The organism is Methylomonas sp. AM2-LC (assembly GCF_039904985.1).
GTDB lineage: Bacteria > Pseudomonadota > Gammaproteobacteria > Methylococcales > Methylomonadaceae > Methylomonas.
The window spans coordinates 3412414-3437872 of record NZ_CP157005.1; the positions used below are offsets into that span (position 1 = coordinate 3412414).

Below are 25459 nucleotides of genomic sequence, written 5' to 3' on the forward strand. Positions count from 1 at the left end.
TAAAAAACGGGTACAACGCGTTGATAAAGACGCATTGATCGGCACAGTTTTATCTACTGGGAATAGAGTTTAGTCATTCGCCAGACGCTGTTCTGTACGGCATCGTACATAAGTTGACGCAGGCGTTTAAATGCCTTGACAAATAATAGCCTGTGTAAAAAAATTAAGAAAAAAGCGGGGTTGAAAACCCCTTTTAAACAAAGGGGCTATAGAGGATTTTTAGATAGTTGATTAGACGCTAAGCACTTTTTTAGCCTAAGTGAAGTATTTTTCTGCCCATCCGACATTAACTTACTTTATTAGCGGCAAGCTAGTATATTAAGTCGTTGCGTATCAGTTTTCGATCCAGATTAATTCAACACGACGATTTTCAGAACGACCTGCTTCGGTGCTATTATCAGCAATCGGATTTTCAATACCAAAGCCTTTTGCAATCAATTTATTGGTAACGCCTTTTGATTTGAGATAACTAATCACCGAACTTGCACGCCTTTCCGACAATCGCACATTGTAGGCTGCACCACCTTCGCTACTGGCATAACCACGTGCTTCAATTTCGGTTTTCTGTGGATCGTTCACCAGATCAGTGGCCAAACTATCCAAAATTTCCTTGGCAGGAGGCAATAACTCGGCAGAATCATATTTGAAATGCTCACCTTTCAGCACAATTTTTAGAGGACATCCATTGGCATCCACTTTACTGCTTTTATAATGTCTACCGTGACATGGATCAACAGGTTTCGCTACGGGTACAGGTGCCGTAACCACTGGTTCAGGACGAACTACAGCCTTGGCAACTTGTTTTGGTTTTTCGCCAAACGGAATGACAAAACCAACATTAACTGTCATATCGTTAAATTGGTCAGTGCCCGCTTGCACATGGTTATTCAGATTATTGTTATAACGATAACGGACATCACTGCGCAATAAAAAGTTATCATTCAGTTCATAGGTAAAACCCAATCCGGCTTCGCCTATAACCCCTGCACCGCAATTGCCTCCGACACAGCTATTCATTCCACCCGCAGCCACAACCGCATATGGAGAGAAAGTATCGCGAACGAAATAATATTGTAAGTCAGCGGTACCACCGGTCAAACTCCAAGTTCCGTTATGACCATTAAAACCATCGTAAAAACCTTTCAATTCAACATTAAAATGTCTATCAATAATTTTACCAATGCCCATACCGCCGCCCCAACCCTGATCAGCTCTGCGGTCGCCACCAGTTTGCACAAAGCTGGCAAAGGGCGCAATATACCAGCGGTCATCTGGGGTTTGATCGACAGCATGCGCTAACGGTATAAAACCCACACTGAGAAATGAGGCAATAGTGAGCGTTTGTTTCAGCATAATGTATTTCCTTCCTGGTTATTAAAATGTGATTCCCCTACTTGCTAATTGATTGCTCATGCAAACATTGGCAAGTTAAATGAATCTTACATGCACCATACCCGCAATAATATTCACTTTTCTGTGCGTTACCGAACATAGGTCATCATTTAAAAATTTGGCTGCTAAATCAAAATCTACCCAATCTGGGTATGGCATCATTATGAGGTATGCACGACTATGTTCGACAACGAACGGTAAAACACTCTACACGTCCTTATCATGCAAGCGTGAATTCAGTATTCACAAACGTTTCTAATTATTTAATAAGGAAAGACTATGTCACAGGCACAATTGAAAGAAGAAGCAGGTAAAGTTGCATTACAAGAACACCATGAAAAAGCGGCAGAACACCATACCCATGCAGCAAAACAACATGTAGAAGCGGCCAAACAACACGGCGCTGGTGACCACAAAACAGCTGCACACCATGCTCAAATAGCAGCGGGTCATTCCGCACAAGCAGAAGAACATGCAGCAGAATGTTGCAAAGATTATGCGAAAACGCATAATCAAAAGTAATTAATTAAAGATCAATACTTGCATTTAAATCCACATAGCATTTATAGGCATAGATAAATTATGCGGCGTAACTCAAATTGTCCTCATGAAGTTTCCGCTACCCGCTAAGCAATTAGCCTGCTAAGAATGACTATCGGGGTAAAGCTGTAGGTACGGATTTATTCGTAATTAAATAAACTCAAGGTAAGTAAACTCGATGCTAGAGAATTATTACACTGGCAGTGTGCGTGTTTAAGCTGTCGGAACGACTCCAATCTACCTGAGCACCAGGCAAGTCGTTCAATAAGTGAAATACCTTTCAGTAAATCGGAAGGTATTTTTTTTACCGACTTTCAATGTTTTTTACCGGCACTCGTTATGCTTAAAACCAGGCGCTCGATACTCCATAGTTTTGATAGTTTCTAACTACGACCTGAATAGCAGCTAAGCGCTTAACAATCATGTCGATTTATAATTCAACATTAAACCAAGCCATGAAAATACCATTTTTACTCAATGCATTAGCGATTGTTTGGCTGATAAGCCTGGCATGTGTTTACTACGCAGATGCCTGATAAATCGCTATCGACTGCGATTAACCTTGTTTCATTTGATTCTGTACTGAATCAGACTGGCAGGTTTGCGCCTATAAACCTAAATACTACTTATCATACGGCAAGCTCTACCTCTGCTTTTTCTGAACTCAATAATTCGCAGAGTTACTGGCTTAACAGCAATGAAATTGGATCTAAGCAGTCAACCAACTTGATAAACACCCATACGCATGGGTCTGGCTTATTTCCCCAATATACTAATCCCCTACAACTTTCACAGACCTATTACATAGCCGCTATACCGTCGTCCCCAGACATCGCCACAGTAAATTCAAACACTTATCTTCCAGCTATCACTACATGGTTAATACTGATGATTTTATTGGGCTGTCTATATACAATAAGACGTAAATTTAAACTTAAAGCTTAGCAAAGCTCATCGCTAGTTAAACTCTGCCAGTATGTCAATTCTGTTGTGAATATGTTTGCATCCTGAAAGATTAACTGATTTTTCAAACTCTGAAATTGGCACTGGCCTACTAAACAAATAGCCTTGATAGCGCCAGCAACCATGTAGCTCTAGAAAAGAGCGTTGTGCTTCCGTCTCAACCCCTTCCGCAATCACATCCATACCTAAATTATGTGCCATACCAATGATGGTTTGAACTATGACAGCATCCTCTTGGCGCAAACCAATATTGTGTACGAAAGATCGGTCAATTTTAAACTGATCCAACGGTAACTGGGTAAGATAAGATAGCGATGAATAGCCAGTACCAAAGTCATCTAGAGAGAAATGAACACCACACTCTCTAAGTGCATGCATTTTAAATATGGTGTCATCTATATCATCCATAACCACGCTCTCGGTCACTTCCAGCTTGAGCATTTTTGGATCAATGCTGATTTTTTCAAGTACAGATTTCACTTGTTCAACAAAATCTGGCTGGTAAAACTGACGAGTGCTGACATTGACTGCCAGTTTTAAATCGCATAATAGTGGATTTGTTTCCCAACACTTCAACTGCATACAGGCTGTTTCCAATACCCAGTGTCCGATCTGTTTTATTAAGCCCATTTCTTCAGCCAAGGGAATAAAATCACCCGGCAACACTAAACCACGGAGCGGATGCTGCCAACGTAACAAGGCTTCTGCCGCAAATATAGTCTGATGTTGATCAACCTGCATCTGATAATAAAGACTGAATTGATTTTCTGCCAAAGCACAACGTAAGTCGCGTGTTAAAACGGTACGTGCTTCCAGCGCTGCCTGCATGGCTGGATCGTAAAATCGCCAGGCATTGCCACCACTGCCTTTCGCTTGGTACATAGCGGTATCGGTACGCTTAAGTAGTTCGGCCTCAATAGCATCATGGTTGATAAAAAGAGTGATACCAATACTGGCAGAGCCATGGTATTGGTAGCCATTCAGCCAGTAAGGTTCGCTCAGTGCGGCTAAAATCCGGTTAGCAATGACTTCGGACTCATTAGCGGCTTGCGCCGAAATTGCATGCAATTCGGTTAAAACTACAATAAATTCGTCACCACCTAAACGTGCGACTGTATCAATAGCGCTTACACATGCCTTTAAGCGCAGAGCTACTTCTATCAATAATAGATCGCCAAAATTATGCCCCATGGTATCGTTCAGATTCTTGAAATTATCCAGATCCAGCATCAAAACAGCGCCATAATGCTCATGTAAAGCAAGGTTAAGCAAGCGCTGCTGCAAGCGATTGTGCAGTAAACGACGATTGGGTAGCGATGTCAGTGCGTCATAATAAGCCAGATGTTCTATCTCATCTTCAGCCTGCTTGCGCTGAATTTCACGGTTCAAATTATCCAGCGCAAAGCCGATATCTCCCGACATTTCAATCAGCAGATTACGGGCAGCCTCATCAAAGGCGTTAACTTCAGACGAAAACAGTACGAAAGCACCGATCACGATCTGATTATTAAATAAGGGTAATGACGCAGAAGCTGCCCATTTCCGCTGTTCACTGAGTTCTCGCCACGGCAGCATAAGCGGATCATGCGCAAAATCCTGACACCAAACCGGACGTTTTTCTTGAACGGCAGTATTGATAGGCGCATGCCCGTATTGACTGTCGGTTACCAAACTGGTTTCTATAGCAGACAGATTAGCGGCACTGTCACTGATACTAACCACGCTATGCAGACAAGTGGTTTGCTCATCTAACAGACCAATAAAAGCCATATGCATGCCACCAAAATCAACTGCAGCCTGACATATTTGCAGAAACAAGTCTTCCTTGTTTTTACAATGCACAATCGCTTTATTACATTGACTTAAGGCGGCATAAAGTTGTGTGTGCCTCTGGACTTTACCATCCAATTCACTTCGCTCACTAATATCACGAATATTACACTGTATCACTTTGATACCATCACAATCATAACTATTAGAAACGAATTCAACTTGCATGCGCTTTCCAGCGCGGGTTTTCAAGGGTAAATTGTCATAACGGACATACCCTTCATTTTGCAAGGCCGCGAACATTTCTTTACTTTGCGCAATGTCGGCAAAAGCACCTACTTCCCAGAGTTTTTTACCTAGAAATTCCTGATGTGAATAACCCAGCATATTAATCAGAAAAGGATTAACGTCTTCAATCTGGGCTGACACGGCATTCAATAATAGTATGCCATCCTGTGCGGTTTCAAACAGGCGTCGGTAACGGCTTTCGGATACGCGCAAAGCGTCTCGGATTGAAAGCTGAGTAGCATCAGTCTCTTCAATCTGCAAATCTGAATTTTCTGGTAAAATCTTACCTTGCTGAACAGGGGGAAAATCACGCTTATTCATAGTGCGGGTTCCTGTATTTGAACAATGGCAAGTGGCATTAACCATATTGAATCTCCATGTTATATTGCTAAATCCTTAACATAAAACTCTCGAACTTTAGCCAAAACCTGTGGTTCGGTCATTTTATCGACGGTATCGACACCGACAACGTGAGCATTTTTATCTTTAATCATCAGCCGTTTCTTAAATTCGATTTTTGCTTCGCCTGGTCCAAATAACAAAATGGCTTCGGCATCATGCAGATTTGCTATCACCTGATCGTAATATTGATTTAGGTGACTGGCATAGTGGCTATCGCGTTGATCGTCAGCTTTTCCATCTTCCTCAATAGTACGTCCCGTATAACGCACATCTTTATCCATACCGGATTCTATGTGTTGACTGGATTCTACGCCTGCCTGGATAAACACCAGAAACGCATGCTGGTGGTCAATCCAAATCCCTACTTTATTTTTCATAACAGTTTCCTGATTAATCAGCATCAACCCGATACTGTTTTCGCAAATTTGTGTGTATTCATTACCTATTTGTGGTGCTTCTGCCGCTTAACCGGCAGAAAACAACCTTACTTATCGAGCATCTCAGTACGCTTTAAATACCGACTCTGCCTCGAGCCAGTCTTCCAATTCATATCCTGGTGTAAAACCTCTGCTTTCTGCTTTGTAATAGGCCATTTCGGCCACGTCCGTTTGAAACGATTCTGCCTGTGCAGATGGTTGACTATGCTCTTGATTTTGATCTGTGTGTTTGATATTCATTTCCTGCGTTTTCATAGCTTTCTCCTTAACAAAGATGCAAATGGTTATAAAATACTGCAAGCCTGTCATTAGCTTACAGTGCCAAAATATGACATTAGCTTTATACAGTCTGTACGCTAACTAACATTGTGATCTGCTTAAACTTTAGGTGTGTCAACGTACAGAAATGGCGTGAGAATTTGTGGATACTATTAAGCTAATCGCAACTCAATTGCAGTTGCACAAAACAATCAGGAAAACACGATGATCACTAAAACCAATGCCGCATCAAATTACAAATTGGAAAATTGTCAGCATTCCACTTTAATAACTGAATATGCATATGGAAGTCCCACAGGTAACTTGATCTGTGCAAAATGCGAACACCTGATACCAGCAAATTTTGAGCAACTCAAGGTGCTGAACAACGCATGGGCCACTCATAAACTGCAATTAGAAAGCAACTTCGCTATTTAGGCGAGCAATACAAATTTCAGCGCATCTGTCGCCATTGATTTGCCTGTTTCGACAGATTGTATAAAAACAGATAGCGGATAACTTAGACTTTTCTAGTTGGTAAGCCTAAATAGCTGGCTCAATAATAATTGGCCCCATATCCATTCCAAGGGCCGTTACCCCATGGCTGTCCCCAGCGACCACCATCAAGCTCCCAATCGCGATTCATCTCAGCGGTCATACGTTGTTGGTAGGCAATATTTTCTTGCACCTCTAAGATATTATATTGCTGATAGGCTTTATCATCCCCCACAAACATACATTTACAGGTATCGGTATCTGCAAAAACGAAGTAATTTTTTCCCTCTTTAGTATAAGGAATAAGGGTATGTTGCACTTGTAATTTTAAATGTTCCAGTTTTTCCGGAGTATCTGCATATTTCATGCTGAAGCCAGCCGCAGCTAAAAGCTGTTCTTTTTCTTCAATCTCAGCACAAGCACCTAAAAGTCCAATGCATGCAAACAGACTAAGTACATTTAAAACAGGGTATCTCATTTTTTTGAAAGTGTTTGGCATGCTAGTTAACTCCATTTTATGGTTAATATATGATGGTCTGGTGGCAAACAAGTAGTCATGATGAGCTTAATTGCTCACCCTACTAAATAAACAAAACACACCGAGGCTAGAGTTTGATGCAGACTACCGGGAACTTCGAAAAACCACCATCGACAAGGCTCTCCTGAGTTGTATCGAAGGGCTCAGGGCGAACGGTGGTATTTATATATCAATAATTTACCGTTCGTGCTGAGCCCGTCGAAGCACAAAAGCTAGGTTTTTCGAAGTTCCCTACCTTTATTATTTTGCTGGCATGATTTTAGTTTTAAAATCACTGAAAGCTTGTTTGACTTTTGCCCAGGTTGTGGCAGATTTTTCGGTATGTAGCGTGTTTTTAATGTCTTCTATGGCTTTATACAGAGGTAGATAATCTTCTTTGTCGCCATAACCTAACAATTGCGAAACTTTCAATTTCTCTTTTGCAGAATCCACTAATTTAAGCACTGCATCGCGATTATTTTCCTTGGAGAGGTCAGTTTGGTTTTCCAGTTCCGAGGCTTTAAACAAAAAGGCATCTGCCTGTAACAAAGGTAAAGGAATAATTTCGGTACGTTCCACCAAGGTATTCAGCGTATCTTCTAAAACCTGTGCGGCATCTTTCAATTTATTGGCATTAACCAGCTCTATCGTTTTTTTAATGGCTAACGGGTAGGTATCTAACGGAATGTTAATAGTGGTTATGTCAATCTCACTCGCCAATTCGTCGACTACCATGCGCCCTGCTTGTAATTTACCATGTTTAAGTAACTCACTCGCCTGCTTGACTTTTTGTTCCACTACTTTGGCATTGCCCTTAAAATCGATAACATCAATTTCAACACCGGCAACGACCAGAACCAAAGTTGGGTTGTCGAGCTTTAGCTTATCCAGCTTTTTTGTAACATCCTGTAAAATGGCTAGCGCGGATGGTGCATCGTTTTTCTCTAAATCCAGTAATGCCTGTTGTGTTGCCAATAAAGATTCTTTGGCTTCATCAATAATCTTTTGGTTTTGCTCAGCTAACAGTTTACGCTTGTTCAATTTTTCATTCGTTTCTGGCGTCATGCTGGAAACCTTGTTTTGATTTTGATTTTTATCCTCAGCCGCAGACACATCTGTGCAAATTGACAGAGTGGCAAGCAACAATAATGCACTGCTGCGGGTTAAGGTTTGAATAGAATTTTTCATGTATTGCTCTTTGTGTATAAGTGGGAAAAGCATAGCTGATGTAAGGTCTGCGTTCTGTTCGCCTGCGCACACAGTGAAGTATGCGGATTTATAAACTCTGCTCAGATTTCAACCCTTGCTTTGCTTTCAAGCATAAGCCAATTAACTGCCGGGTTGAGCTATCGAATTTCCGGGTATCGGCCTGTACTGCCTGCATTTGCGTTGCAATTTGTATAGCCAGGGTTTTGCCTAGTTCGACGCCACCTTGATCAAAGGAGTTTATGCCCCAGATTATCCCTTGCGTAAAAACGCTGTGTTCGTAAAGTGCGATCAACTTACCTAGTGTATGCGGAGTCAATTGCTGCATTAACAAAGTGCTGGAGGGTTGATCGCCTGTAAAGGTTTGTGCTGATGTAGGCCTAGTTGGCGCTGTATTATCCAGCACCTGTTGCACATTATCACCAAAGGCCAGAGCCTCTGATTGGGCAAACATATTTGCCAGTAACAATTCATGCTGTTGACCCAGCGGATTAAGTGCTTCGATAAAGCCAATAAAGTCGCAAGGAATTAAATGAGTACCCTGGTGTAACATTTGGTAGAACGAATGCTGTCCATTACTGCCTACGGCTCCCCAATAGATTGGGCCGGTTTGGTAGTTGACCTTTACACCGTCAGACGTCTCATGCTTACCATTGCTTTCCATGGTTAACTGCTGCAAATAGGCAGGGAAACATTGTAAATATTGTTCGTAGGGTAAAACTGCAATTGTTTGCGTCGCCAAAAAATTAGTATTCCATACAGCCAGTAATCCCATAAATACCGGCAGATTACAATCCAAAGGTGCCGTAAGAAAATGCTGATCCATCTGCTGAAAACCGTCTAACATGGCTCTAAAATTTGTAGGCCCTATGGCAATCATGGTGGATAAACCCACGGCTGAACATAAGGAATAGCGTCCGCCAACCCAATCCCAAATGTGTAAATGATTAGCTTCATCAATCCCAAACTTAGCTACTTCAGCAGCATTAGCGGAAACAGCAATAAAATGTCTGGCTATGGCAGCTGGCGCTTGTAAACTGTTTAACAACCAGTCGCGTGCCGCCTGGGCATTGCTCATAGTCTCCACCGTTTTAAAACTCTTGGAAGCAACAATAAACAAAGTCTGCTCAGGATCTAGATCACGAGTCGATTCTAAAAAATCTGTTCCATCAATATTGGATACAAAGCGAAAAGTCAGCTGTCGCTGGCTATAAAAACGCAGAGCCTGGTAAGCCATGACTGGCCCCAAATCTGAACCACCAATGCCAATATTGACAATATTACAAATAGGCTTACCGGTATATCCTAACCAAGAGCCACTTCGCACCTGATTGGCTATGCCGGTCATTTTGTCAAGCTCCGCTTGTACCAGAGGTACGACATTTTCGCCATCCACACAAATAACATGCTGTTTAGGTGCTCGCAAGGCAATATGTAATACCGACCTTTGCTCACTAACATTAATCTTATCACCGTGAAACATACTATTAATACATTGTCGTAAACCCGATTCTTCGGCTAATTGTAATAACAGTTGAATAGTTTCTTCGGTAACCCGCTGTTTGGAATAATCTAAATAAATACCCTCCGCTTCCAATAGCATACGCTCACCCCGCTGCGGGTCATCCGCAAACAAGGTATACAAATGTGAATACTGTATTTTTTTGAAATGCGCCATCAACGCTTTCTGTATGTGGCGTTGGGGAAACGGCGCAATGGGTTGGGTTGTATCAACATCTGCACAGATGCCGGTTAACTTCCTGTGTAAAGTCTGGTTCATAATTTAGGCTCTCCATCAATGCAATTTAAACTAAGTATTAAGTGTGGATTTTTGCTCCTGACCAGCCAGGTAAGGCTGCTTGGCATTCCACAAATCAATTACAGAAATCTCAGGATGATGTAGGTCATAACCGAGTACACTGAGAGAAGCAGTACCCAATGGAAAATGTTGAGCGTCTAGCAAAGGCAAGCCTATCCAGCGTGCAGCTATTACGCCACCTATTTGACCATGCGAAAACAATGCAACATTGCCTTTGAGTAAGCGCAAACGCGTGATAAGTCGATCAACACGTTCTGTCATTTGTTCCGGCATTTCTCCATTTGGACAACCATCCAGAAACACATTCCAATAGGGTCTTTGTTTATGTATATCAGCAGTGGTCAAACCATCGTAATCGCCATAGTTCCATTCCAACAAATCCATTTCTATTTCGGCAGCCGTATCCAATTCAAGCAAGTCGCAAGTTTGCCGGGCGCGTTGTAAAGGGCTACTCAGTACCCTTGAGAAATGCAGACCTTGCAGCAAGGTTTTAAGCTGCAAAGCCTCTTGTTGACCATTCACTGTTAACAGTAAATCGGTCAGTCCGGTATGCCTGCCGGAAAGCGACCATTCTGTTTCACCATGTCGAATTAAATACACACGTAAAGGCTTTGCTTCTATCATTTCTGGGCTTGTCATAGACTACTACTCCAACGCCAATCACGAATTTCCGGCATATCTTCCCCGTGCTTGGCAATATATTGTTTGTGCTCAACCAGCTTGTTTTGCAGTTGCTGTTTAAGAGTAACGCCCTTACCAGCAGTCTGCGGCAGGCGGTCGATGGCATCCATAGCCAAGTGAAAGCGATCCAGATCGTTGAGTACGGTCATATCGAATGGCGTGGTAATAGTACCCTCCTCCTTATAGCCACGCACATGGATGTTGGCGTGATTATGGCGTCGGTAAGTCAGGCGATGAATTAACCACGGATAGGCGTGGAAAGCAAAAATCACTGGCTTTTCGGTGGTAAACAAGTCATCGAATTCTTTATCCGACAAACCATGTGGATGCTCACTAGGGGGTTGTAACTTCATCAGATCGACCACATTGACTACCCGAATTCTCAATTCAGGTAAATGTTCACGGAGTATGGATACCGCAGCGAGTGTTTCCAACGTAGGCACATCGCCACAACAAGCCATCACCACATCTGCCTCCACTTCCTGATCATTGCCTGCCCATTCCCAAATACCAATACCCTGCGTGCAATGCAGGACAGCAGCTTCCATGGTCAGCCATTGCGGGGCTGGGTGCTTGCCAGCGATTACCAGATTGACATAATGGCGACTGCGCAGGCAGTGATCCATAACCGATAACAAACAATTGGCATCTGGCGGCAGATAAACACGCACTATTTCAGCTTTTTTATTAACCACATGGTCAATAAATCCCGGATCTTGATGAGTAAATCCATTATGATCCTGACGCCAAACATGGGAAGCCAGTACATAATTTAATGAAGCGATTTTGCGCCGCCATGGCAGATGCGCAGTAATCTTCAACCATTTGGCATGCTGGTTGAACATTGAATCAATAATATGAATAAAGGCCTCATAACAATTAAAGACGCCATGCCGTCCTGTAAGTAAATAACCTTCCAACCAACCTTCACATTGGTGTTCACTAAGCATGGAATCTAATACTAATCCTGCGGGTGCCAATGCTTCATCATTTGGAAATATAACGGCATCCCATTGACGTTGCGTCACTTGAAACAGTGCTTCCAGTCCGTTGGACAAAGTTTCGTCCGGTCCAAATACTCGAAAATTTCGTTGCTGCGCGTTCAGTTTGGTTACATCACGCAGAAAGGGTCCCAGGACATGCATATCGCCTTTACCCTGCATACCCGGTTCAGATACAGTTTCCGCATAGTTACGAAAATCCGGCATTATCAAGTCACGGAGTAACATCCCCCCATTGGCATGCGGATTAGCGCCCATCCGGTGTAAACCTGTGGGTGCCAATGCTGCCAACTCTGGATTTAGTCGTCCTTTTGCATCGAAAAGCTGTTCTGGATGGTAACTCTTTAACCAGTCTTCCAATAATTGCAAATGTTCCGGATGAGCTGTCGGTGAGGAAATAGGGACTTGATGTGCGCGAAACGTGCCTTCAATCTGCAAGCCGTCAACCATTTTGGGGCCAGTCCAACCTTTGGGAGAGGCCAATACGATCATTGGCCAACGAGGTCTGTTGGCATCGCCATGCTGGCGGGCCTGCTGCTGAATCGCTTTAATTTGTTCAATGACTATATCAAGGGTTGTCGCCATCGCCTCATGCATCAGCTCCGGCTCATATCCTTCGACAAAATAAGGTGTCCAACCATAACCACGTAATAATTGTTCTAATTCTACACGTGTAATCCGCGCTAACAGGGTGGGATTGGAAATTTTATATCCGTTTAAATGTAATATAGGTAAGACCGCACCATCCGTTACCGGATTAAGAAATTTATTGGAATGCCAGGCAGTGGCTAATGGGCCTGTCTCGGCCTCACCATCACCCACCACACAAGCGACCAGCAAATCTGGATTATCAAATACAGCACCGAATGAATGACTAAGTGAATACCCTAGCTCTCCCCCTTCGTGAATTGACCCCGGACATTCTGGAGAGGCATGACTGGGTATACCACCGGGAAAAGAAAACTGTAAAAACAATTTTTGTAAACCCGCTTCATCCTGCGTAATATTCGGATAAATTTCACTATAACTACCTTCAAGATAGGTATTACCGACTACTGCCGGTCCACCGTGACCCGGGCCGGAAACATAAATCATGTCCAAATCGTACTTTTTAATAACACGATTTAAATGTGCGTAAATAAAGTTTTGACCGGGTGTGGTTCCCCAATGTCCTAATAGCATATGCTTTACATCCGCTATCTGCAGTGGCCTTTTTAGCAGTGGATTGTCGTAAAGATAAATTTGCCCGACCGACACATAATTGGCTGCTCGCCAATAGGCATCAATATGATGAAGTTGCTCGGCCGTTAGCGTATTGCTTTTCATGCCATGCGCTCCTGAATTGCAGTGTGATGCGGTTATTTATGGGCAGAAAACAAATACGGCATACGCTTAATATGCCCGTATTTATAGCCTACTATGAAACCGGAATTACATCGGATAATGGGCAACCGACATGTTATGTATATCAGTATGTTCAGCTTTGTTGCCCACCAGAATGTTTTTAGCTTTTTCTAATTCCTGCTGGGTACCATGCACAATCAACACAAATTTATCCGCTTTCAGTGCGGTTTCGTATTGAATAACACTGTCTTTAGGAATACCAATACTAGCCAAAGCACCACCAACAGCCGTTAAACCACCGGTTGCGATTGACATTTCCAGGGCACCAATGATCCAGCTCACCATTGGCCCACCCACCATAATTGGACCTATGCCAGGAATCAGGAAAAAAGCAGAACCAAACAATAAGCCCCAGATCCAGCCCCAAAACAAACCGAATTTTCCCCAGGTAGCAACACGATCCCCTGTGTTGTAATAACCAACCACATTTTCTTCGCTATGATAATCTTTGCCGACTACCGATAGTTTTTGCATATCGAAACCGGATTTTTGCAGTTCCCGGACAGCATTTTCAGCATCTAAATGACTATTAAACACACCTACTGCTGAGCTTTCTTTCAATGACATAATATGACTCCGTAGATTTTGGATGAAACACAAGGTGTTAAGCTTCCCAGTTGCGGATTGGGTGCAGCAAGTCACTGAACAAAGTTAAATAGACAGGCTATATACCCTTGGGGGGGATTTCATGCACAATCTCTGCAACCACAATGCAGTGAATTTGTCTGCATGTTTATTATTAGCGCTTCGCTACGGTAAGTCTGTTCGCCAACGCACACTCAGCTTTCTCACTAACATGATTATGCTTCACGCATTATTTCAAGCTGAGCCGCCACACTTCAGTCGCTGCAACCCTAAATCTTATTCCAGTTATGTGTGCTATCAGACTGTGAATCGGAGCTGATGACTTTATGCTGAATAACCTACAAATAATTCAAAGTGCCAATGGAAGCAAAATAGATGCAAGCGGCACTAACAGGAGTAATACTATGATCCATCCCGACCAAATTAAACCAGATATGTCTGTTGTCTGTTCACAGGATCATACGTTTGCGAGTGTCGAGCAGATGGAAAGCAGTAATTATATAAAGCTCAAGCAAGATCAAGACGGTCGTCACCATTACATACCGCTTACCTGGGTTAATAGCATTGAAGGCGATCGAATCAAAATTGATCGTACGGATGAAGAAGCGATACGCGATTGGTCGTCCGTTTCGCCCACTTTTTAGGCCTGTAAACACCCGGCCTAAGCCTAAAAAAGGTAGTGTGATTTTACACCTTTGACTAAATTATACGTCCTGCTCCATGGCGCTGGTATAGTTGCCCCGTCTTGCAGCCTGATTACATCTGGCGCGCTTTAATAGTGCGCGTTGCGCTGTATGGCGATTTTCATCCTGACCTAACCAGAGTTCCAACGCCGGTTGCTGAATAGCTCTGGCAAACGAAAATGCTAATGCCCAAGGCAAGCTAGCCCCCGCATTCATGGCTTGTAAACGGGCAGTAGCCAATACAGCAGATTGCCCTCCTGACAAAAAAGCAATGCCGGGTATTGCGGCTGGAACCACTCTAAGTAAACAGCGTAAAGTTGCCTCTGCCACCTCGGTTAGCGTTGCCTGTTGTACGCAATCTTGGCCTGACAGCACCATATTGGGTTTAAGAATTAAAGCTTCCAAGTTAACACCTTGCCGATAAAGCTGATTGAAAACACCGTGCAACACACTTTCTGTAACCTGAAAGCACTGAGCGAGGCTATGCGTACCTGTCATCAACACTTCCGGCTCGACAATGGGTACCAATCCGGCTTCCTGACATAATGCTGCATAGCGTGCCAAAGCATGAGCATTGGCATCCACACAAGCGGAACTGGGAAGCTGCTCATCCACCACCAGCACTGCCCGCCATTTTGCAAATCGTGCGCCCAGTTCAGCATAGTGTTGCAAACGATCGCGTAACTGATCGAGCCCTTCGGTGACGCTTTCGTCCTGATGCCCGGCCAAAGGCTTGGCACCTGTATCTACTTTGATACCAGGCAGGATATTGGCATCAGTTAACAGTTTGATAAACGGCGTTCCATCCAGTTTTTTTTGGTAAAAGGTTTCATCAAACAGGATAACGCCACTAATACATTGCTGCAAATCGGGCGTGGTTATTATCAGCTCTCGCCAGCGCCTACGTGTTTCTTCATTTTGCGCAATACCCAATGCAGAAAAGCGTTTATTGCAGGTTGGATTGCTTTCGTCTATCGCTAGCAAGCCCTTATCGTCAGCCACCAACTGGTTGGCTGTTTCTATCAGTGTATGCATATTCATTTAATCAGGCTCCAGTAACCACTAGGTATTCGGGAAAACGTAAGAATTAGGCAACTTACCCAGTCATTCTTTCAAGGAAAATGTGCTTGCACTGCCAAAATAAAAGCTTACCCAAAAAACCGTAAATACTCAGTACGGCATCGCACAAACTCAAAAAATCAGAGTCGGTTAGTTTTGTTTATAGCAAACACATCCAGATTGAAAATAATTTAGAAATTCGTTGCCTTAGGAAAGTCTGTGCTTATGTACGACAGCGAACCGACAGCAATCAGTAGCACGTTTAAAGTGTTTTCAAGGTTGAGACACCAACACAGTCGTATCAAAGGATGCAAGCTGCTGAAGATGATAAACCTGCTTAAACTTTTTTTAATGAATGGAGATTCTGCTATGAAACCAATTTTTAATGTAATACCGGCCTTTGTTTTGGCACTGACTTTATTAATGACCGCTGGTTGTGCATCAACACCTAAATCAGAAGGCACTGGCGAATACCTGGATGACAGCGTCATCACCTCAAAAATTAAAGCACAATTATTAAATGAGCCAGATTTGAAATCTAATCAAATCTCAGTTGAATCTTATAAAGGCATAGTTTTATTGAGCGGCTTTGTTACCTCGCCAGCCAATATTTCTAAAGCAGTTGAGATTGCACGTCAAACAACCGGCGTTAAATCGGTTAGAAATGAAATGCGTCTTAGATAAACCAGGAGAACTCTATGGAATCCATCGATAAAGCATCACACTTTGCTCACGAGGCAATTGATAAACTGGCAAGAGCAACCAATAACACGGTTGATGCCTTAGATGAAAAAGGCATGCATGTAAAATATGCTGAGCGACAAATGCTAAAGAATTGTCAAGGTTATATTCGTGACAATCCTGCAACCACACTAGGTATTGCAGTCGCCACAGGCTTTTTGTTGAGTCGCTTGCTGAGCAGTCGATAAACCTTAATTCGCATGACACAACCTCCCGCAGAGAAGTCAGCAGAGCAAACCGCAACAGACGATCAATGCGTCACTGAAACGGCTTGGCTTAAACAGGCAGGAAAACTGTGTGGTGAGATATACGAACTTGGGCATGATCATTTTCGGCTCGCTGCGCTGGAAACGCAACGCGCCGGCTTGAGTTTGGTAACGATAATAGTGGCAGGAGTGCTATTGGCAGTGGTATTGAACGGCATTTGGTTTGCATTGATGGCTGTGCTGGTTTTCGTCCTGATTGAAATCGGAATACCCACCAGTCATGCCATACTGCTTGCCATAGCCTGCAGCTTAATACTGATATTAATTCTAATTGCTGTTATTCGTCACCATAGTCAGTATCTAAAATATCCCGCCCTATCCCGGCCGGATATCTGTAGCAATGAGGAGAGCTGAAAATGGCAACCCAATATCTGCAAGCAGCTAAGCGCCCCACATTGAACAAGCAAATCCAGGTTGCAGAACGCCAGTTAGTACAGCAGAAACAAAGTGTAATGAGTGTTAGCTCAAGTTTGCTGCAGCAACTGCGACAGCGCATGACGGCACCCACCACTCTGAGTTTGGCAATTGCTGTAGGCTATATTTGTGCAGAAATGACAGAATGTCAGACGCGCATGCTAGCGGGCAAGCAACAGAAAACTGGACATAGTTTCAATAGTGTTATTAATACAACCCAACACTGTCTGACCTTGCTTCACGAGATGTATTCCGCCCTGCCCCTCATCTTGATCATCAAATCCTATTTTGCAACAAAAAGCATAAATGATGACCCTGCCACAATCAGCAAAGAAGCACCTCTAAGTTCGACAACCGACGGACGAAATAACGAGTGATATGAATAAACGGTATCGGTCATTATGCCGTACTCTAGTTTGACTTAACCTGAATCTGACCATCGCGTAATATACGATAGACATGATCAGTTCGTTTTAAAGTACGGTTGGTAAGCCCCTGTTTATTTGCTGAACTTTGGACATAGCTGATATGCTGATTTATTGTTAAGACCTGGTAATATTATAATTTAGCTTGCTCTTAGGCGTCGTGCCAAACAACAGGCGGCTCATCAATCATGAGCAATGTGTTTACCTACGATAGAAAAAATTATTTATATCCTAATCTTTGCACATCTAAAATTCTGACTGGAGCAGTAGTAACATTATTAATCTATTGCTAGTGAAACGCCAACCTCCTACTTGGGCAACGGCGCAGCATAGTTTACCTTGCACCTATATAACATTAGAGGTGATCATATAAATACCCTACTATCTAGCAACGCGGAAAGCATATTTGTTTTGCTGTATTTAAGCAGCGCAACAGCCGCAGCGCTGCATGCCATGCTTAGCAAAACTGATCCACGTAGCGCCATGAGTTGGATTGCCATGTGCTGGCTATTTCCTTTAGGCGGCTCTATCCTCTATTGGCTGTTTGGTATTAATCGTGTTCGCTCACGTCCGCAAACCCATTTGATAGTATATGATCAGCAAGTGGCAACTAATACTAATACTGCTACTGTACCTATCTACCATAGTCTATCTAAAATTGGCAATGCTTTGAGTGCTAACCGGCCCGTGGCGGGAAACTCCGTTAAAACACTTTATAACGCTGAAAAAGCATTTCCTAGCATGCTGCAAGCCATTTCTACCGCACAACATTCCATTTGGCTTTCTACCTATATTTTCCAGACGGATACAGTGGGGCTTCGTTTTGTGGACGCCTTAAGCCTAGCGGCAGCCAACGGTGTTGAGGTAAAAGTGCTGGTAGATGGCATTGGTGAATGGTATGACTGGCCACATGTCATCCCCCTTTTACAGCAAGCCGGCATCTCTGCCGCCCGCTTCCTGCCACCGCGACTATTTCCACCCAATATTTCATTAAACTGTCGTAATCATCGCAAGATGTTATTAATTGATGGCAAGCAAGCTTTTGTCGGCGGTATGAATTTGGGTGGCCGAGAACTGGCTGGCACTAAAGGCAGACGCTTGACGGATATCCATTTTTGTTTGCATGGCCCCATCATAGAACAACTGGCTGCTGTTTTTGCCACAGACTGGCAGCTAGTGACAAAGGAAAAACTGACAGGATTACCCGCAGCATCTTCCAACAAAAACGTGGTATGCCGTGTCATTACTTGCGGTCCAGACGAATCAGCAGATAAACTGTTATTATTAATTTTAGGCGCTATCAGTCTTGCACAACGCCAAGTACTGATTATGACCCCCTACTTTATTCCACCGCCGGAGCTGGTTGCAGCCCTACAGGCCGCAGCTTTGCGCGGAATAGATGTGGTGCTGGTGCTGCCCTTACAAAGTAACTTACTCTTTGTCGATTGGGCAACTTTGCACTGGTTACCCGCGCTGCTGGCACGTGGTGTGAAAATTCATCTGCAACAGCCCCCTTTTTCGCATGCCAAATTGTTTGTTGTTGATCAAGAATACGCGCAGATTGGTTCTGCCAATTTCGACACCCGCAGTCTGCGCCTTAACTTTGAGATAGTTGTAGAGGTATTCGATGCGGCTCTTTGTGCAGAACTGGCGCAATATATTAGCAAAGCGCAACACGCTGCTCCAGTTTATCCTCTGAGTCAGAACAAATATACGGCCCCACTGGTGCGCATACGTAACAGTCTTTGCTGGCTGATTTCGCCTTATTTATAAAATAGGGAGTAAAAAATCTAATGCAACAATCCTTAAAAATCCTTACTTACAATATCCATAAGGGTTTTAACGCTGGTAATCGTCACTTTATGCTGCATCAAATGCGAGAGGCTTTGGTTAGCACCGATGCTGATGTGATGTGTTTGCAAGAGATTCAAGGTTCTCACTTGCAAAATGCAAAAAAGATTCAAGGCTGGCCAACGCATTCACAAGCTGAATTTATCGCCACTGCCGGTTGGCCATTTTACGCTTATGGAAAAAATGTGGTGCATAATCAGGGTGATCACGGCAATGCCATCCTCAGCAAGTATGCATTTTCACAGTGGGAAAACCTGAATGTATCGCCCTATGCCTGGGCCAGCCGCAGTGTATTACACGCAATCATCCATCTTCCCGCTAACAATACTGCCATGCATATACTCTGCATCCATTTTGGCTTGAGTGGAAAAGAACGCCAATTACAAATCGCCACTTTATGTGATCGCATAGACAGCCATGTCCCCCCCGATGCGGTGTTAATTGTCGCAGGCGATTTTAATGATTGGCGCGGACAGGCGCAGCGCCTGTTTCATGAGCATTTGCAGCTACAAGAAGTGTTTCAGGTATTACAAGCTAATCACGCCCGCAGTTTCCCCGCCTGGCTACCGTTTTTAGCCATGGATCGTATTTATTATCGCGGCTTAACACCCTTAAGCTGTGAACGTTTGGCCTTTAAACCCTGGCATTTGTTATCGGATCATACGCCATTAATGGCTACGTTTGTTTTGTGAGGCGTTAGTATCGTGGAAAGACCGTTGGATTATTCTGGTACAGAGAGCAAGCTTTACAGACGGGTTACAGATACTAAATATAAAATTTAACACTAACAAATCTATGTCTTGCAATATTAGCCGAAGGGCTTCGACAAAAACCAGACCTAGGTATTCCCAATTGACATGTGCCAAGAATTAGACGCAAAGCGGACATAGATCTATGATATTAAGTGATTTAAAGACTCTATCTGCTCTGTTAAAGCGATACACTAGTTCTTATTGCGCATTGTCTTAATTTTGACCCGAGCGGTGCCGGTTTTTTTCATATCCAGTTTTTTTGCAGCTCCTTTAGAGAGATCAATGACTCGCCCCTTAACATCAGGACCACGATCATTAATGGTGACATCAACCGTTTTGCCGTTTGCAAGGTTGGTCACTTGGGCTTTGGTGCCCATCGGCAAATTCGGATGAGCGGCCGTCAACGCATTTTGGTCAAATTTCTCACCATTGGAGGTTTCGTGACCTTGAAGCCCAGGACCATACCAGGATGCATTGCCGACCTCTTGATGATTAGTAGTGTCTACAGTTTTCTCTTTCACTATCAGCTGTTGCTCATCCTGATTGACCAAATGTTGGGAACTACAGCCATATATAGCTATACTGGTCATCAGGGTGATTAACGCTATCATTGAAATCAATTTATTGAGTGGCATACTGCTTTCCTAAAGTTACCCTTTAGAAAAAAATTACGCCAAATAAGTCATCTAGTCTGTACGCTTGTGAACTGAGTGCGATTGACAATAGAGTATTTGATTAACCACAGCCAGGGGGACTGGTGTTATTTACATACTGAGTCAGACAGTTATTCACTAATTTGTTACCAAAACGTCTGCCCCCCAGTGCCTCTGACCCTCATCCCAAGTTCCCTAGTGGAATCAAGATTATTAAACCTACCGAACGATCTTGAGCTGCTATAAATAGTGACATTGTGTTTGTTAGCGAACAGTCATTACGCGCGCATCCTGCTATTGTTTAATTTGCGGCCTTCTTCGTCGCGGATACTCAAAGAGGAAACATTATGAAATTTTCAATTCTATCATTTCTTATGCTCGCTGTACTTGGACTAAGTGCATGCACTGGCCCGGCGGGACCACAAGGTAATACTGGCAATACTGGATATACGGGTAAGCAGGGAGCAACCGGTAATCAAGGTAATACAGGATATACAGGTGCAACTGGCAGTCAAGGTAGTACCGGCGATACCGGTGCGCAAGGCAATCAAGGAAATACAGGTGATACAGGCGCCACAGGAAACCAAGGAAATCAGGGGGCGTCAGGTGCCAGAGGTAAAACTGGTTCAGGTGGCGGCACGCTTGTGGTGGTTCCACCTTCACAATAATTCAAAGCGAGGAATGATGGCTGTAATTCCGTGCTTGGCTTCCCAAAATGGGAGTTCAAAATTCGGATATTTGTAGCATTTAATTACAGCTTCCTGACCATTACATCCATCCTTTTCGCAAGCGGAGAACCAAAATGAGTCACCAAAATACCTTTTCAAATACCCCCGTAAAAGCATCTAGCATCATCGGATCAAAAGTCATTAACTCCAAAGGCGAAAACCTGGGAGACATCAAGGAAATCGTAATCGACCCTCGTCTTGGCAGGATCGCCTATGCCGTCATCTCATTTGGCGGCTTTCTTAGTTTAGGGGAAAAGCTGTTCGCAATTCCATTCAGCGCACTGGATTACAGCCTACAAAATAGCGAGTATGTTCTCAATGTTTCCAAGGAACGAATGGAATCGGCACCCGGATTTGATACTAAACATTGGCCTACCATGGACGATGAACAGTGGAATCGTGACATATACAAATACTACGAACGTTCGCCCTATTGGGAATAGTCCATTTAATTCTATTCCTAGGAGGAATCAATCATGACAACAGAGCCTAATGTATTGGATATATCATCCGACCTAACTTTATCCGGCATATCGTGGAGTTCAATTTTTGCAGGAGCCGCTGCTGCCGCTGCGCTTTCACTCATATTGCTGATTTTAGGAGTGGGTCTGGGCTTTCCGGCCATCTCCCCTTGGGCAAATACGGGTGTGAGCACATCCACCCTTGGTGTTGCCACTATCCTGTGGCTTACCTTTACCCAAATTGCGGCATCCGCTGTCGGTGGATATCTGTCGGGTCGGCTACGTATAAAATGGCCGACAGTGCATACTGACGAAGTCTATTTTCGCGATACGGCGCATGGATTTCTAGTATGGTCGCTTGCATCGTTAGCGACGGCAGCGTTACTGGGTACGGTCGTTGGCAATGTAGTTTCAAGTGGTGTAGCTACAGCTGCTTCACAAAAAACTATGGTCGGAATGGAAAGTATGCTTGAGGAAACAACCGGGGCAAAACATACTGCGCCGACGATGCCGACCAACTTATACATGGAGAGTATTTTCAGTGGAGATGCCGAACTGGATTACAGAGTGGACTCTCTGTTTCGTTCAGATCATCAAGTAATTGAAACAACGCCCAATAGCTTTAGCGACTTTAGCGCAACTTTGCTTGAGGCAAGGCGGATTTTTGCCAATGGACTTCGCATGAATGGTTTACCAATCGAAGACCAACAATATCTCACACAGGTTATTGCCAATGATCTTGGTATAACTCCGACAGATGCTGGAAAACGCGTCAGTGAAGTCTTCGATAAAGCACATACTGCTTTTGTTAATAGAGAACAAACCAGTAAACAGACGGCAGAAAATGCTCGTAAAGCAGCCGCTTATTCAGCACTTTGGATGTTCGTGGCATTATTGTCAGGTGCCTTTGTGGCGAGTCTTGCCGCTACGTTTGGCGGTAAACAGCGTGATCGGGTTAGCCAAAAGTCTGATATTGGTTTGGCTTAAGTTCATCAGATATTAATGCGAGCTTATCGCTTGATTGTTAAATTTTAGGAGAAAACCATGCGTTCATTATTACTTTACTTGCTTGGGGTACCGATTCCAATCATCATTGTGATTGCCTTGCTTAGCCACTAAATGAAGAAATTTCCTATTGTATGCATTGGGGGCTCAGCGGGCGGGCTCGATGCTTATATCCGGCTATTAGAAAATCTCCCGGCTGACATGGGGGTAGCCATTGTTATAGTGAATCACATCACTAAGGTGCCAACCCATCTGCATGAAATTCTGCCTAACCATACGAAAATGCCGGTTGAACTCATTACCGAGCGTTTAAATATCAAACCCAACTGTGTTTTTATTATTCCTGAAAATAGGGATTTACATGTCGTTAATGGCGAATTCCATTTAATGCCCATTTCAAAGCCTCGAGGTTGGCCTGATGTCATCACTGTTTTTCTCCGTTCACTGACCCGTTACTGGGATGGCAAACTGATTGCCGTGATAGTCTCCGGTTATGATGGTGATGGTGCTGAAGCACTATGTGGCATAAAAGAGGTAGGTGGCATTACCATTGCCCAAAAGCTTAGTACGGCGATACAACCTGATATGCCAGAAAGTGCAATTGCCACTGGCTGTATCGATTTTGTCTTGTCGCCTGAAAACATTGCTCAAGAAATTCTGCGTATAGCGCGTGATGAAGTCGAAACGACAAAGCATACAGGTTCATAACTACCTATGTTGCAAGTGGCTTAATTAATTAAATTCAGACATAGGCTTATCACTGTCATTGTGACCGTCCAGGCATAGATGATCGCCTCGGCTAGTGCCATCAAGTAGTCAAAATCGAGTCCGATCAGTTACTTGCCTACCTTACCGTAAAACATTTCGTAGCTAGACCTTATCAATGGGTAAATCAATTAAAATTGTTGCAGCCCATGTATCAAAAAATGTCCACCTCAAATTAAAGGCGGACATCATGGAATGAGCTACTTGAGCGTGATGGTCAGGTATCGTTCTAAGCCGCCGCAGTGTCCAAAAGCTCATTTAAAGTATTAAGATGTGATTGTTGAGCAGGCAACAATTTGGTTTCAATCAAAGTGCGCACCGCTGCAGGCAATTCATGATCCAGCAATATTTTCTCGTAATCTTCAGTACCGTTTTTTTCACCTTCTTGTAAAATTTTAAGTGCCGCTGTTTTACCAAACAGATTTACGCCGCCTTGGACTATTTTTGCCCAAGTACCCCATGCGCCTGAGTTTTCAGCCGGTATTCCTCCTAGTGTGCGGATTTCCTCTTCTAAACTGGAAGCCGCCAATTTATGGCCTTCAAAGACGGGCATTAAGGTTTCGGCATTACCAAGTCCCACATCGTCTTTCAGTTTATCGATGGCTTGTTGATAGGTTTCTGTTGCTGATAATTCATCTTTCAGCAATTTGTTGATGGTATCGATCTGATGCATAATAAATTCCAATGTAGTTATATATAGATGGCAGCACGAGTGTTTTCGAATTTACGCGCTGACTGCTGCTTCCACGGTCGAGGAAATATCTTCGGCATGGGCTTCTTCAAAAATCTCTTTCGCCTGATCAATTGCTGCACTGTTTGCGGCGTGAACAGAAATTAATACACAGCCGCCTTTGATTTTTCCTTCATAGCGTTTCGCTTCAAATTCTGGCATCCCCACGCCAATTAGTGCGCCTGTTAAGCCACCAGCCGCTGCGCCAACTGCGGCAACACTTAATGCGGCCATAATCGGACCAGCGGCAATAAAGGGGCCTACGCCAGGAATAGCCAAACTGCCAATCCCGACTAGCCATCCGAGCACAGCACCAACACCTAAACCTAACGTGCCGCCAACAGAAGCACCTTCGGGGGCTTTGGTATGCTTTTCATAAGCAAAATCTTTGCTTGTGTTTTTATCAGGCAGTAACACCGATATATCATTACTTGAAAACCCGGCTGATTTCAGCTGATTGACAATGATCTCGGTTTGACTGATATCTTTAGCGATACAAAAAACTGCTTTTTTCATGACATTCTCCTTGGCCCTTAGGGCGCTTTAATTTCAAGTTGGTTATCGACCTGCACAACATTAGGTGTTTCAGTACAAATTTTTTGTAGTTTTTCACTTTCTGCTTGAGTTTCTACTGGTCCACGTAAAGTCACAACGCCATTGATGGTAACGATTTTGGCGTTATGCGCATCGACGGATAACGCCTTGTCCTTAATAACGGCTTCGCGGATATGCGCGGTGATTTTAATATCTGATTTGGTTTCCTTTTGATCAACCGGGGTTTAAGTAGCGGCGTTTTTATCGCGAGTATTTTGCTGAGTATTATCCAATGTTGAATCAGCAGTTAAGTAAATTGTGGAACTTTGTTCGGCTTGAACAAGTTCGGAAAACGTAAATAAACCTACTAATAAAGAAAATATTATTAATGGAAATTTAATTTGCATGAAAACTCCTTGGTTTTATTGGTTACAAAAATCAAATAATATGAATATTTCGATAATAAATATGCAGTGATTATTACCCTGATTTCTGTTGATTATGTTATTCAAAACAGTTGATCCTGTCGGTACGTTGTCACACATTAAATGATGCCTGTTTGAATATTTTGCAATAGAAAACCATCACTTAATTAATGTTCGCTGGCGTACGGACGACAGTTGATTTTCCATTT

At 43.4% G+C, this 25459-nt stretch carries 29 protein-coding genes; 13 read left to right on the top strand and 16 right to left on the bottom strand.

The genetic code is table 11. The features are described 5' to 3' along the window. Positions 1-333: 333 nt before the first annotated feature. Positions 334-1353 (bottom strand): OmpA family protein, encoded by a 1020-nt coding sequence (locus ABH008_RS15230; protein WP_347986467.1) that lies wholly within the window; start codon positions 1351-1353, stop codon positions 334-336. Between the two features lie 318 nt (positions 1354-1671). On the opposite strand from ABH008_RS15230, the gene ABH008_RS15235 reads away from it, so the two are divergent. Beyond that, on the top strand, positions 1672-1914 hold the full coding sequence (locus ABH008_RS15235; protein WP_347986468.1) for a hypothetical protein: 243 nt from the start codon (positions 1672-1674) through the stop codon (positions 1912-1914). Positions 1915-2889: 975 nt separating this feature from the next. Here the strand turns inward: ABH008_RS15235 and ABH008_RS15240 are convergent. From ABH008_RS15240 to ABH008_RS15250, 3 genes are all read right to left on the bottom strand, one after another. After that, positions 2890-5274, bottom strand: a complete 2385-nt coding sequence (locus ABH008_RS15240; RefSeq protein WP_347986469.1) for an EAL domain-containing protein — start codon at positions 5272-5274, stop codon at positions 2890-2892. A 59-nt stretch (positions 5275-5333) separates the two neighbouring features. Beyond that, a complete protein-coding gene (locus ABH008_RS15245; RefSeq protein WP_347986470.1) occupies positions 5334-5732 on the bottom strand; it encodes a hypothetical protein in 399 nt (132 codons plus the stop codon). Positions 5733-5855: 123 nt separating this feature from the next. Next, positions 5856-6047, bottom strand: coding sequence for a DUF2934 domain-containing protein (locus ABH008_RS15250; protein ID WP_347986471.1), 192 nt, complete (start codon positions 6045-6047; stop codon positions 5856-5858). Positions 6048-6275: 228 nt separating this feature from the next. On the opposite strand from ABH008_RS15250, the gene ABH008_RS15255 reads away from it, so the two are divergent. Continuing rightward, a complete protein-coding gene (locus tag ABH008_RS15255) occupies positions 6276-6488 on the top strand; it encodes a hypothetical protein (protein ID WP_347986472.1) in 213 nt (70 codons plus the stop codon). A gap of 118 nt (positions 6489-6606) precedes the next feature. Here ABH008_RS15255 and ABH008_RS15260 read toward each other — a convergent pair whose 3' ends face one another. The 6 genes from ABH008_RS15260 to ABH008_RS15285 all read right to left on the bottom strand — a co-directional run bounded on the left by ABH008_RS15260 (position 6607) and on the right by ABH008_RS15285 (position 13740). Further along, entirely contained in the window at positions 6607-7044 is a 438-nt protein-coding gene (locus ABH008_RS15260; RefSeq protein WP_347986473.1) for a hypothetical protein, read from the bottom strand. A 279-nt stretch (positions 7045-7323) separates the two neighbouring features. After that, complete coding sequence (locus ABH008_RS15265; RefSeq protein WP_347986474.1) at positions 7324-8250, bottom strand: YfdX family protein; 927 nt, start codon at positions 8248-8250, stop codon at positions 7324-7326. A gap of 88 nt (positions 8251-8338) precedes the next feature. Next, positions 8339-10048: a glucose-6-phosphate isomerase gene (gene pgi / locus ABH008_RS15270; protein WP_347986475.1), complete on the bottom strand. Its 1710-nt coding sequence runs from the start codon at positions 10046-10048 to the stop codon at positions 8339-8341. Between the two features lie 30 nt (positions 10049-10078). Continuing rightward, positions 10079-10726 (bottom strand): histidine phosphatase family protein, encoded by a 648-nt coding sequence (locus ABH008_RS15275; protein ID WP_347986476.1) that lies wholly within the window; start codon positions 10724-10726, stop codon positions 10079-10081. Further along, positions 10723-13095 (bottom strand): phosphoketolase family protein, encoded by a 2373-nt coding sequence (locus tag ABH008_RS15280; RefSeq protein WP_347986477.1) that lies wholly within the window; start codon positions 13093-13095, stop codon positions 10723-10725. Before ABH008_RS15280 ends, ABH008_RS15275 begins: the two co-directional genes overlap by 4 nt. Before the next feature lie 105 nt (positions 13096-13200). Further along, positions 13201-13740, bottom strand: coding sequence for a general stress protein (locus tag ABH008_RS15285; protein WP_347986478.1), 540 nt, complete (start codon positions 13738-13740; stop codon positions 13201-13203). A 422-nt stretch (positions 13741-14162) separates the two neighbouring features. Between ABH008_RS15285 and ABH008_RS15290 the strand changes: the two genes are divergently transcribed. Beyond that, positions 14163-14402, top strand: coding sequence for a DUF2171 domain-containing protein (locus tag ABH008_RS15290; protein WP_347986479.1), 240 nt, complete (start codon positions 14163-14165; stop codon positions 14400-14402). Between the two features lie 60 nt (positions 14403-14462). On the opposite strand, the gene ABH008_RS15295 is transcribed toward ABH008_RS15290, so the two are convergent. Further along, positions 14463-15482 carry a class I fructose-bisphosphate aldolase gene (locus tag ABH008_RS15295; RefSeq protein ID WP_347986480.1) on the bottom strand — a complete coding sequence of 340 codons (1020 nt, stop codon included), beginning with the start codon at positions 15480-15482 and terminating at the stop codon, positions 14463-14465. Positions 15483-15725: 243 nt separating this feature from the next. On the opposite strand from ABH008_RS15295, the gene ABH008_RS15300 reads away from it, so the two are divergent. From ABH008_RS15300 to ABH008_RS15325, 6 genes are all read left to right on the top strand, one after another. Next, positions 15726-16184 (top strand): BON domain-containing protein, encoded by a 459-nt coding sequence (locus ABH008_RS15300; protein WP_347986481.1) that lies wholly within the window; start codon positions 15726-15728, stop codon positions 16182-16184. 14 nt (positions 16185-16198) lie between these two features. After that, positions 16199-16429: a DUF883 domain-containing protein gene (locus ABH008_RS15305; RefSeq protein ID WP_347986482.1), complete on the top strand. Its 231-nt coding sequence runs from the start codon at positions 16199-16201 to the stop codon at positions 16427-16429. 12 nt (positions 16430-16441) lie between these two features. Further along, entirely contained in the window at positions 16442-16861 is a 420-nt protein-coding gene (locus ABH008_RS15310) for a phage holin family protein (protein ID WP_347986483.1), read from the top strand. Positions 16862-16863: 2 nt separating this feature from the next. Further along, positions 16864-17298 (top strand): hypothetical protein, encoded by a 435-nt coding sequence (locus ABH008_RS15315; RefSeq protein ID WP_347986484.1) that lies wholly within the window; start codon positions 16864-16866, stop codon positions 17296-17298. A gap of 459 nt (positions 17299-17757) precedes the next feature. After that, entirely contained in the window at positions 17758-19119 is a 1362-nt protein-coding gene (locus ABH008_RS15320) for a phospholipase D-like domain-containing protein (protein WP_347986485.1), read from the top strand. A gap of 20 nt (positions 19120-19139) precedes the next feature. After that, positions 19140-19889 carry an endonuclease/exonuclease/phosphatase family protein gene (locus ABH008_RS15325; protein ID WP_347986486.1) on the top strand — a complete coding sequence of 250 codons (750 nt, stop codon included), beginning with the start codon at positions 19140-19142 and terminating at the stop codon, positions 19887-19889. Positions 19890-20140: 251 nt separating this feature from the next. Here ABH008_RS15325 and ABH008_RS15330 read toward each other — a convergent pair whose 3' ends face one another. Further along, positions 20141-20584 carry a septal ring lytic transglycosylase RlpA family protein gene (locus ABH008_RS15330; protein ID WP_347986487.1) on the bottom strand — a complete coding sequence of 148 codons (444 nt, stop codon included), beginning with the start codon at positions 20582-20584 and terminating at the stop codon, positions 20141-20143. A 365-nt stretch (positions 20585-20949) separates the two neighbouring features. Between ABH008_RS15330 and ABH008_RS15335 the strand changes: the two genes are divergently transcribed. From ABH008_RS15335 to ABH008_RS15350, 4 genes are all read left to right on the top strand, one after another. Further along, entirely contained in the window at positions 20950-21270 is a 321-nt protein-coding gene (locus ABH008_RS15335) for a hypothetical protein (protein WP_347986488.1), read from the top strand. Positions 21271-21404: 134 nt separating this feature from the next. Next, on the top strand, positions 21405-21773 hold the full coding sequence (locus tag ABH008_RS15340; protein ID WP_347986489.1) for a PRC-barrel domain-containing protein: 369 nt from the start codon (positions 21405-21407) through the stop codon (positions 21771-21773). Between the two features lie 33 nt (positions 21774-21806). Then, on the top strand, positions 21807-22778 hold the full coding sequence (locus tag ABH008_RS15345; RefSeq protein WP_347986490.1) for a hypothetical protein: 972 nt from the start codon (positions 21807-21809) through the stop codon (positions 22776-22778). A gap of 132 nt (positions 22779-22910) precedes the next feature. Beyond that, positions 22911-23504, top strand: coding sequence for a chemotaxis protein CheB (locus ABH008_RS15350; RefSeq protein ID WP_347986491.1), 594 nt, complete (start codon positions 22911-22913; stop codon positions 23502-23504). 286 nt (positions 23505-23790) lie between these two features. On the opposite strand, the gene ABH008_RS15355 is transcribed toward ABH008_RS15350, so the two are convergent. Genes ABH008_RS15355 through ABH008_RS15370 form a run of 4 tightly spaced genes read right to left on the bottom strand, consistent with a single transcriptional unit; the run spans position 23791 to position 25232 of the window. Then, the gene (locus tag ABH008_RS15355; RefSeq protein WP_347986492.1) at positions 23791-24234 is read right to left on the bottom strand and encodes a DUF2383 domain-containing protein; all 444 of its coding nucleotides are present in this window, start codon (positions 24232-24234) and stop codon (positions 23791-23793) included. 51 nt (positions 24235-24285) lie between these two features. Next, a complete protein-coding gene (locus ABH008_RS15360; RefSeq protein WP_347986493.1) occupies positions 24286-24807 on the bottom strand; it encodes a hypothetical protein in 522 nt (173 codons plus the stop codon). A gap of 17 nt (positions 24808-24824) precedes the next feature. After that, the gene (locus ABH008_RS15365) at positions 24825-25037 is read right to left on the bottom strand and encodes a BON domain-containing protein (protein ID WP_347989985.1); all 213 of its coding nucleotides are present in this window, start codon (positions 25035-25037) and stop codon (positions 24825-24827) included. 33 nt (positions 25038-25070) lie between these two features. Next, positions 25071-25232, bottom strand: a complete 162-nt coding sequence (locus ABH008_RS15370; protein ID WP_347986494.1) for a hypothetical protein — start codon at positions 25230-25232, stop codon at positions 25071-25073. Positions 25233-25459: the final 227 nt, after the last annotated feature.

Excerpts from the sequence above, each read along its gene's own strand:
- ABH008_RS15315 (WP_347986484.1), top strand. The coding sequence starts at position 16,864 with ATGGCAACCCAATATCTGCAAGCAGCTAAGCGCCCCACATTGAACAAG.
- ABH008_RS15255 (WP_347986472.1), top strand. The coding sequence starts at position 6,276 with ATGATCACTAAAACCAATGCCGCATCAAATTACAAATTGGAAAATTGT.
- ABH008_RS15265 (WP_347986474.1), bottom strand. The coding sequence starts at position 8,250 with ATGAAAAATTCTATTCAAACCTTAACCCGCAGCAGTGCATTATTGTTG.
- ABH008_RS15310 (WP_347986483.1), top strand. The coding sequence starts at position 16,442 with ATGACACAACCTCCCGCAGAGAAGTCAGCAGAGCAAACCGCAACAGAC.
- ABH008_RS15240 (WP_347986469.1), bottom strand. The coding sequence starts at position 5,274 with ATGAATAAGCGTGATTTTCCCCCTGTTCAGCAAGGTAAGATTTTACCA.
- pgi (WP_347986475.1), bottom strand. The coding sequence starts at position 10,048 with ATGAACCAGACTTTACACAGGAAGTTAACCGGCATCTGTGCAGATGTT.
- ABH008_RS15260 (WP_347986473.1), bottom strand. The coding sequence starts at position 7,044 with ATGCCAAACACTTTCAAAAAAATGAGATACCCTGTTTTAAATGTACTT.
- ABH008_RS15330 (WP_347986487.1), bottom strand. The coding sequence starts at position 20,584 with ATGCCACTCAATAAATTGATTTCAATGATAGCGTTAATCACCCTGATG.
- ABH008_RS15370 (WP_347986494.1), bottom strand. The coding sequence starts at position 25,232 with ATGCAAATTAAATTTCCATTAATAATATTTTCTTTATTAGTAGGTTTA.
- ABH008_RS15345 (WP_347986490.1), top strand. The coding sequence starts at position 21,807 with ATGACAACAGAGCCTAATGTATTGGATATATCATCCGACCTAACTTTA.
- ABH008_RS15325 (WP_347986486.1), top strand. The coding sequence starts at position 19,140 with ATGCAACAATCCTTAAAAATCCTTACTTACAATATCCATAAGGGTTTT.
- ABH008_RS15285 (WP_347986478.1), bottom strand. The coding sequence starts at position 13,740 with ATGTCATTGAAAGAAAGCTCAGCAGTAGGTGTGTTTAATAGTCATTTA.
- ABH008_RS15340 (WP_347986489.1), top strand. The coding sequence starts at position 21,405 with ATGAGTCACCAAAATACCTTTTCAAATACCCCCGTAAAAGCATCTAGC.
- ABH008_RS15290 (WP_347986479.1), top strand. The coding sequence starts at position 14,163 with ATGATCCATCCCGACCAAATTAAACCAGATATGTCTGTTGTCTGTTCA.
- ABH008_RS15355 (WP_347986492.1), bottom strand. The coding sequence starts at position 24,234 with ATGCATCAGATCGATACCATCAACAAATTGCTGAAAGATGAATTATCA.
- ABH008_RS15275 (WP_347986476.1), bottom strand. The coding sequence starts at position 10,726 with ATGACAAGCCCAGAAATGATAGAAGCAAAGCCTTTACGTGTGTATTTA.
- ABH008_RS15295 (WP_347986480.1), bottom strand. The coding sequence starts at position 15,482 with ATGAATATGCATACACTGATAGAAACAGCCAACCAGTTGGTGGCTGAC.
- ABH008_RS15280 (WP_347986477.1), bottom strand. The coding sequence starts at position 13,095 with ATGAAAAGCAATACGCTAACGGCCGAGCAACTTCATCATATTGATGCC.
- ABH008_RS15230 (WP_347986467.1), bottom strand. The coding sequence starts at position 1,353 with ATGCTGAAACAAACGCTCACTATTGCCTCATTTCTCAGTGTGGGTTTT.
- ABH008_RS15305 (WP_347986482.1), top strand. The coding sequence starts at position 16,199 with ATGGAATCCATCGATAAAGCATCACACTTTGCTCACGAGGCAATTGAT.
- ABH008_RS15250 (WP_347986471.1), bottom strand. The coding sequence starts at position 6,047 with ATGAAAACGCAGGAAATGAATATCAAACACACAGATCAAAATCAAGAG.
- ABH008_RS15335 (WP_347986488.1), top strand. The coding sequence starts at position 20,950 with ATGAAATTTTCAATTCTATCATTTCTTATGCTCGCTGTACTTGGACTA.
- ABH008_RS15350 (WP_347986491.1), top strand. The coding sequence starts at position 22,911 with ATGAAGAAATTTCCTATTGTATGCATTGGGGGCTCAGCGGGCGGGCTC.
- ABH008_RS15360 (WP_347986493.1), bottom strand. The coding sequence starts at position 24,807 with ATGAAAAAAGCAGTTTTTTGTATCGCTAAAGATATCAGTCAAACCGAG.
- ABH008_RS15300 (WP_347986481.1), top strand. The coding sequence starts at position 15,726 with ATGTACGACAGCGAACCGACAGCAATCAGTAGCACGTTTAAAGTGTTT.
- ABH008_RS15235 (WP_347986468.1), top strand. The coding sequence starts at position 1,672 with ATGTCACAGGCACAATTGAAAGAAGAAGCAGGTAAAGTTGCATTACAA.
- ABH008_RS15245 (WP_347986470.1), bottom strand. The coding sequence starts at position 5,732 with ATGAAAAATAAAGTAGGGATTTGGATTGACCACCAGCATGCGTTTCTG.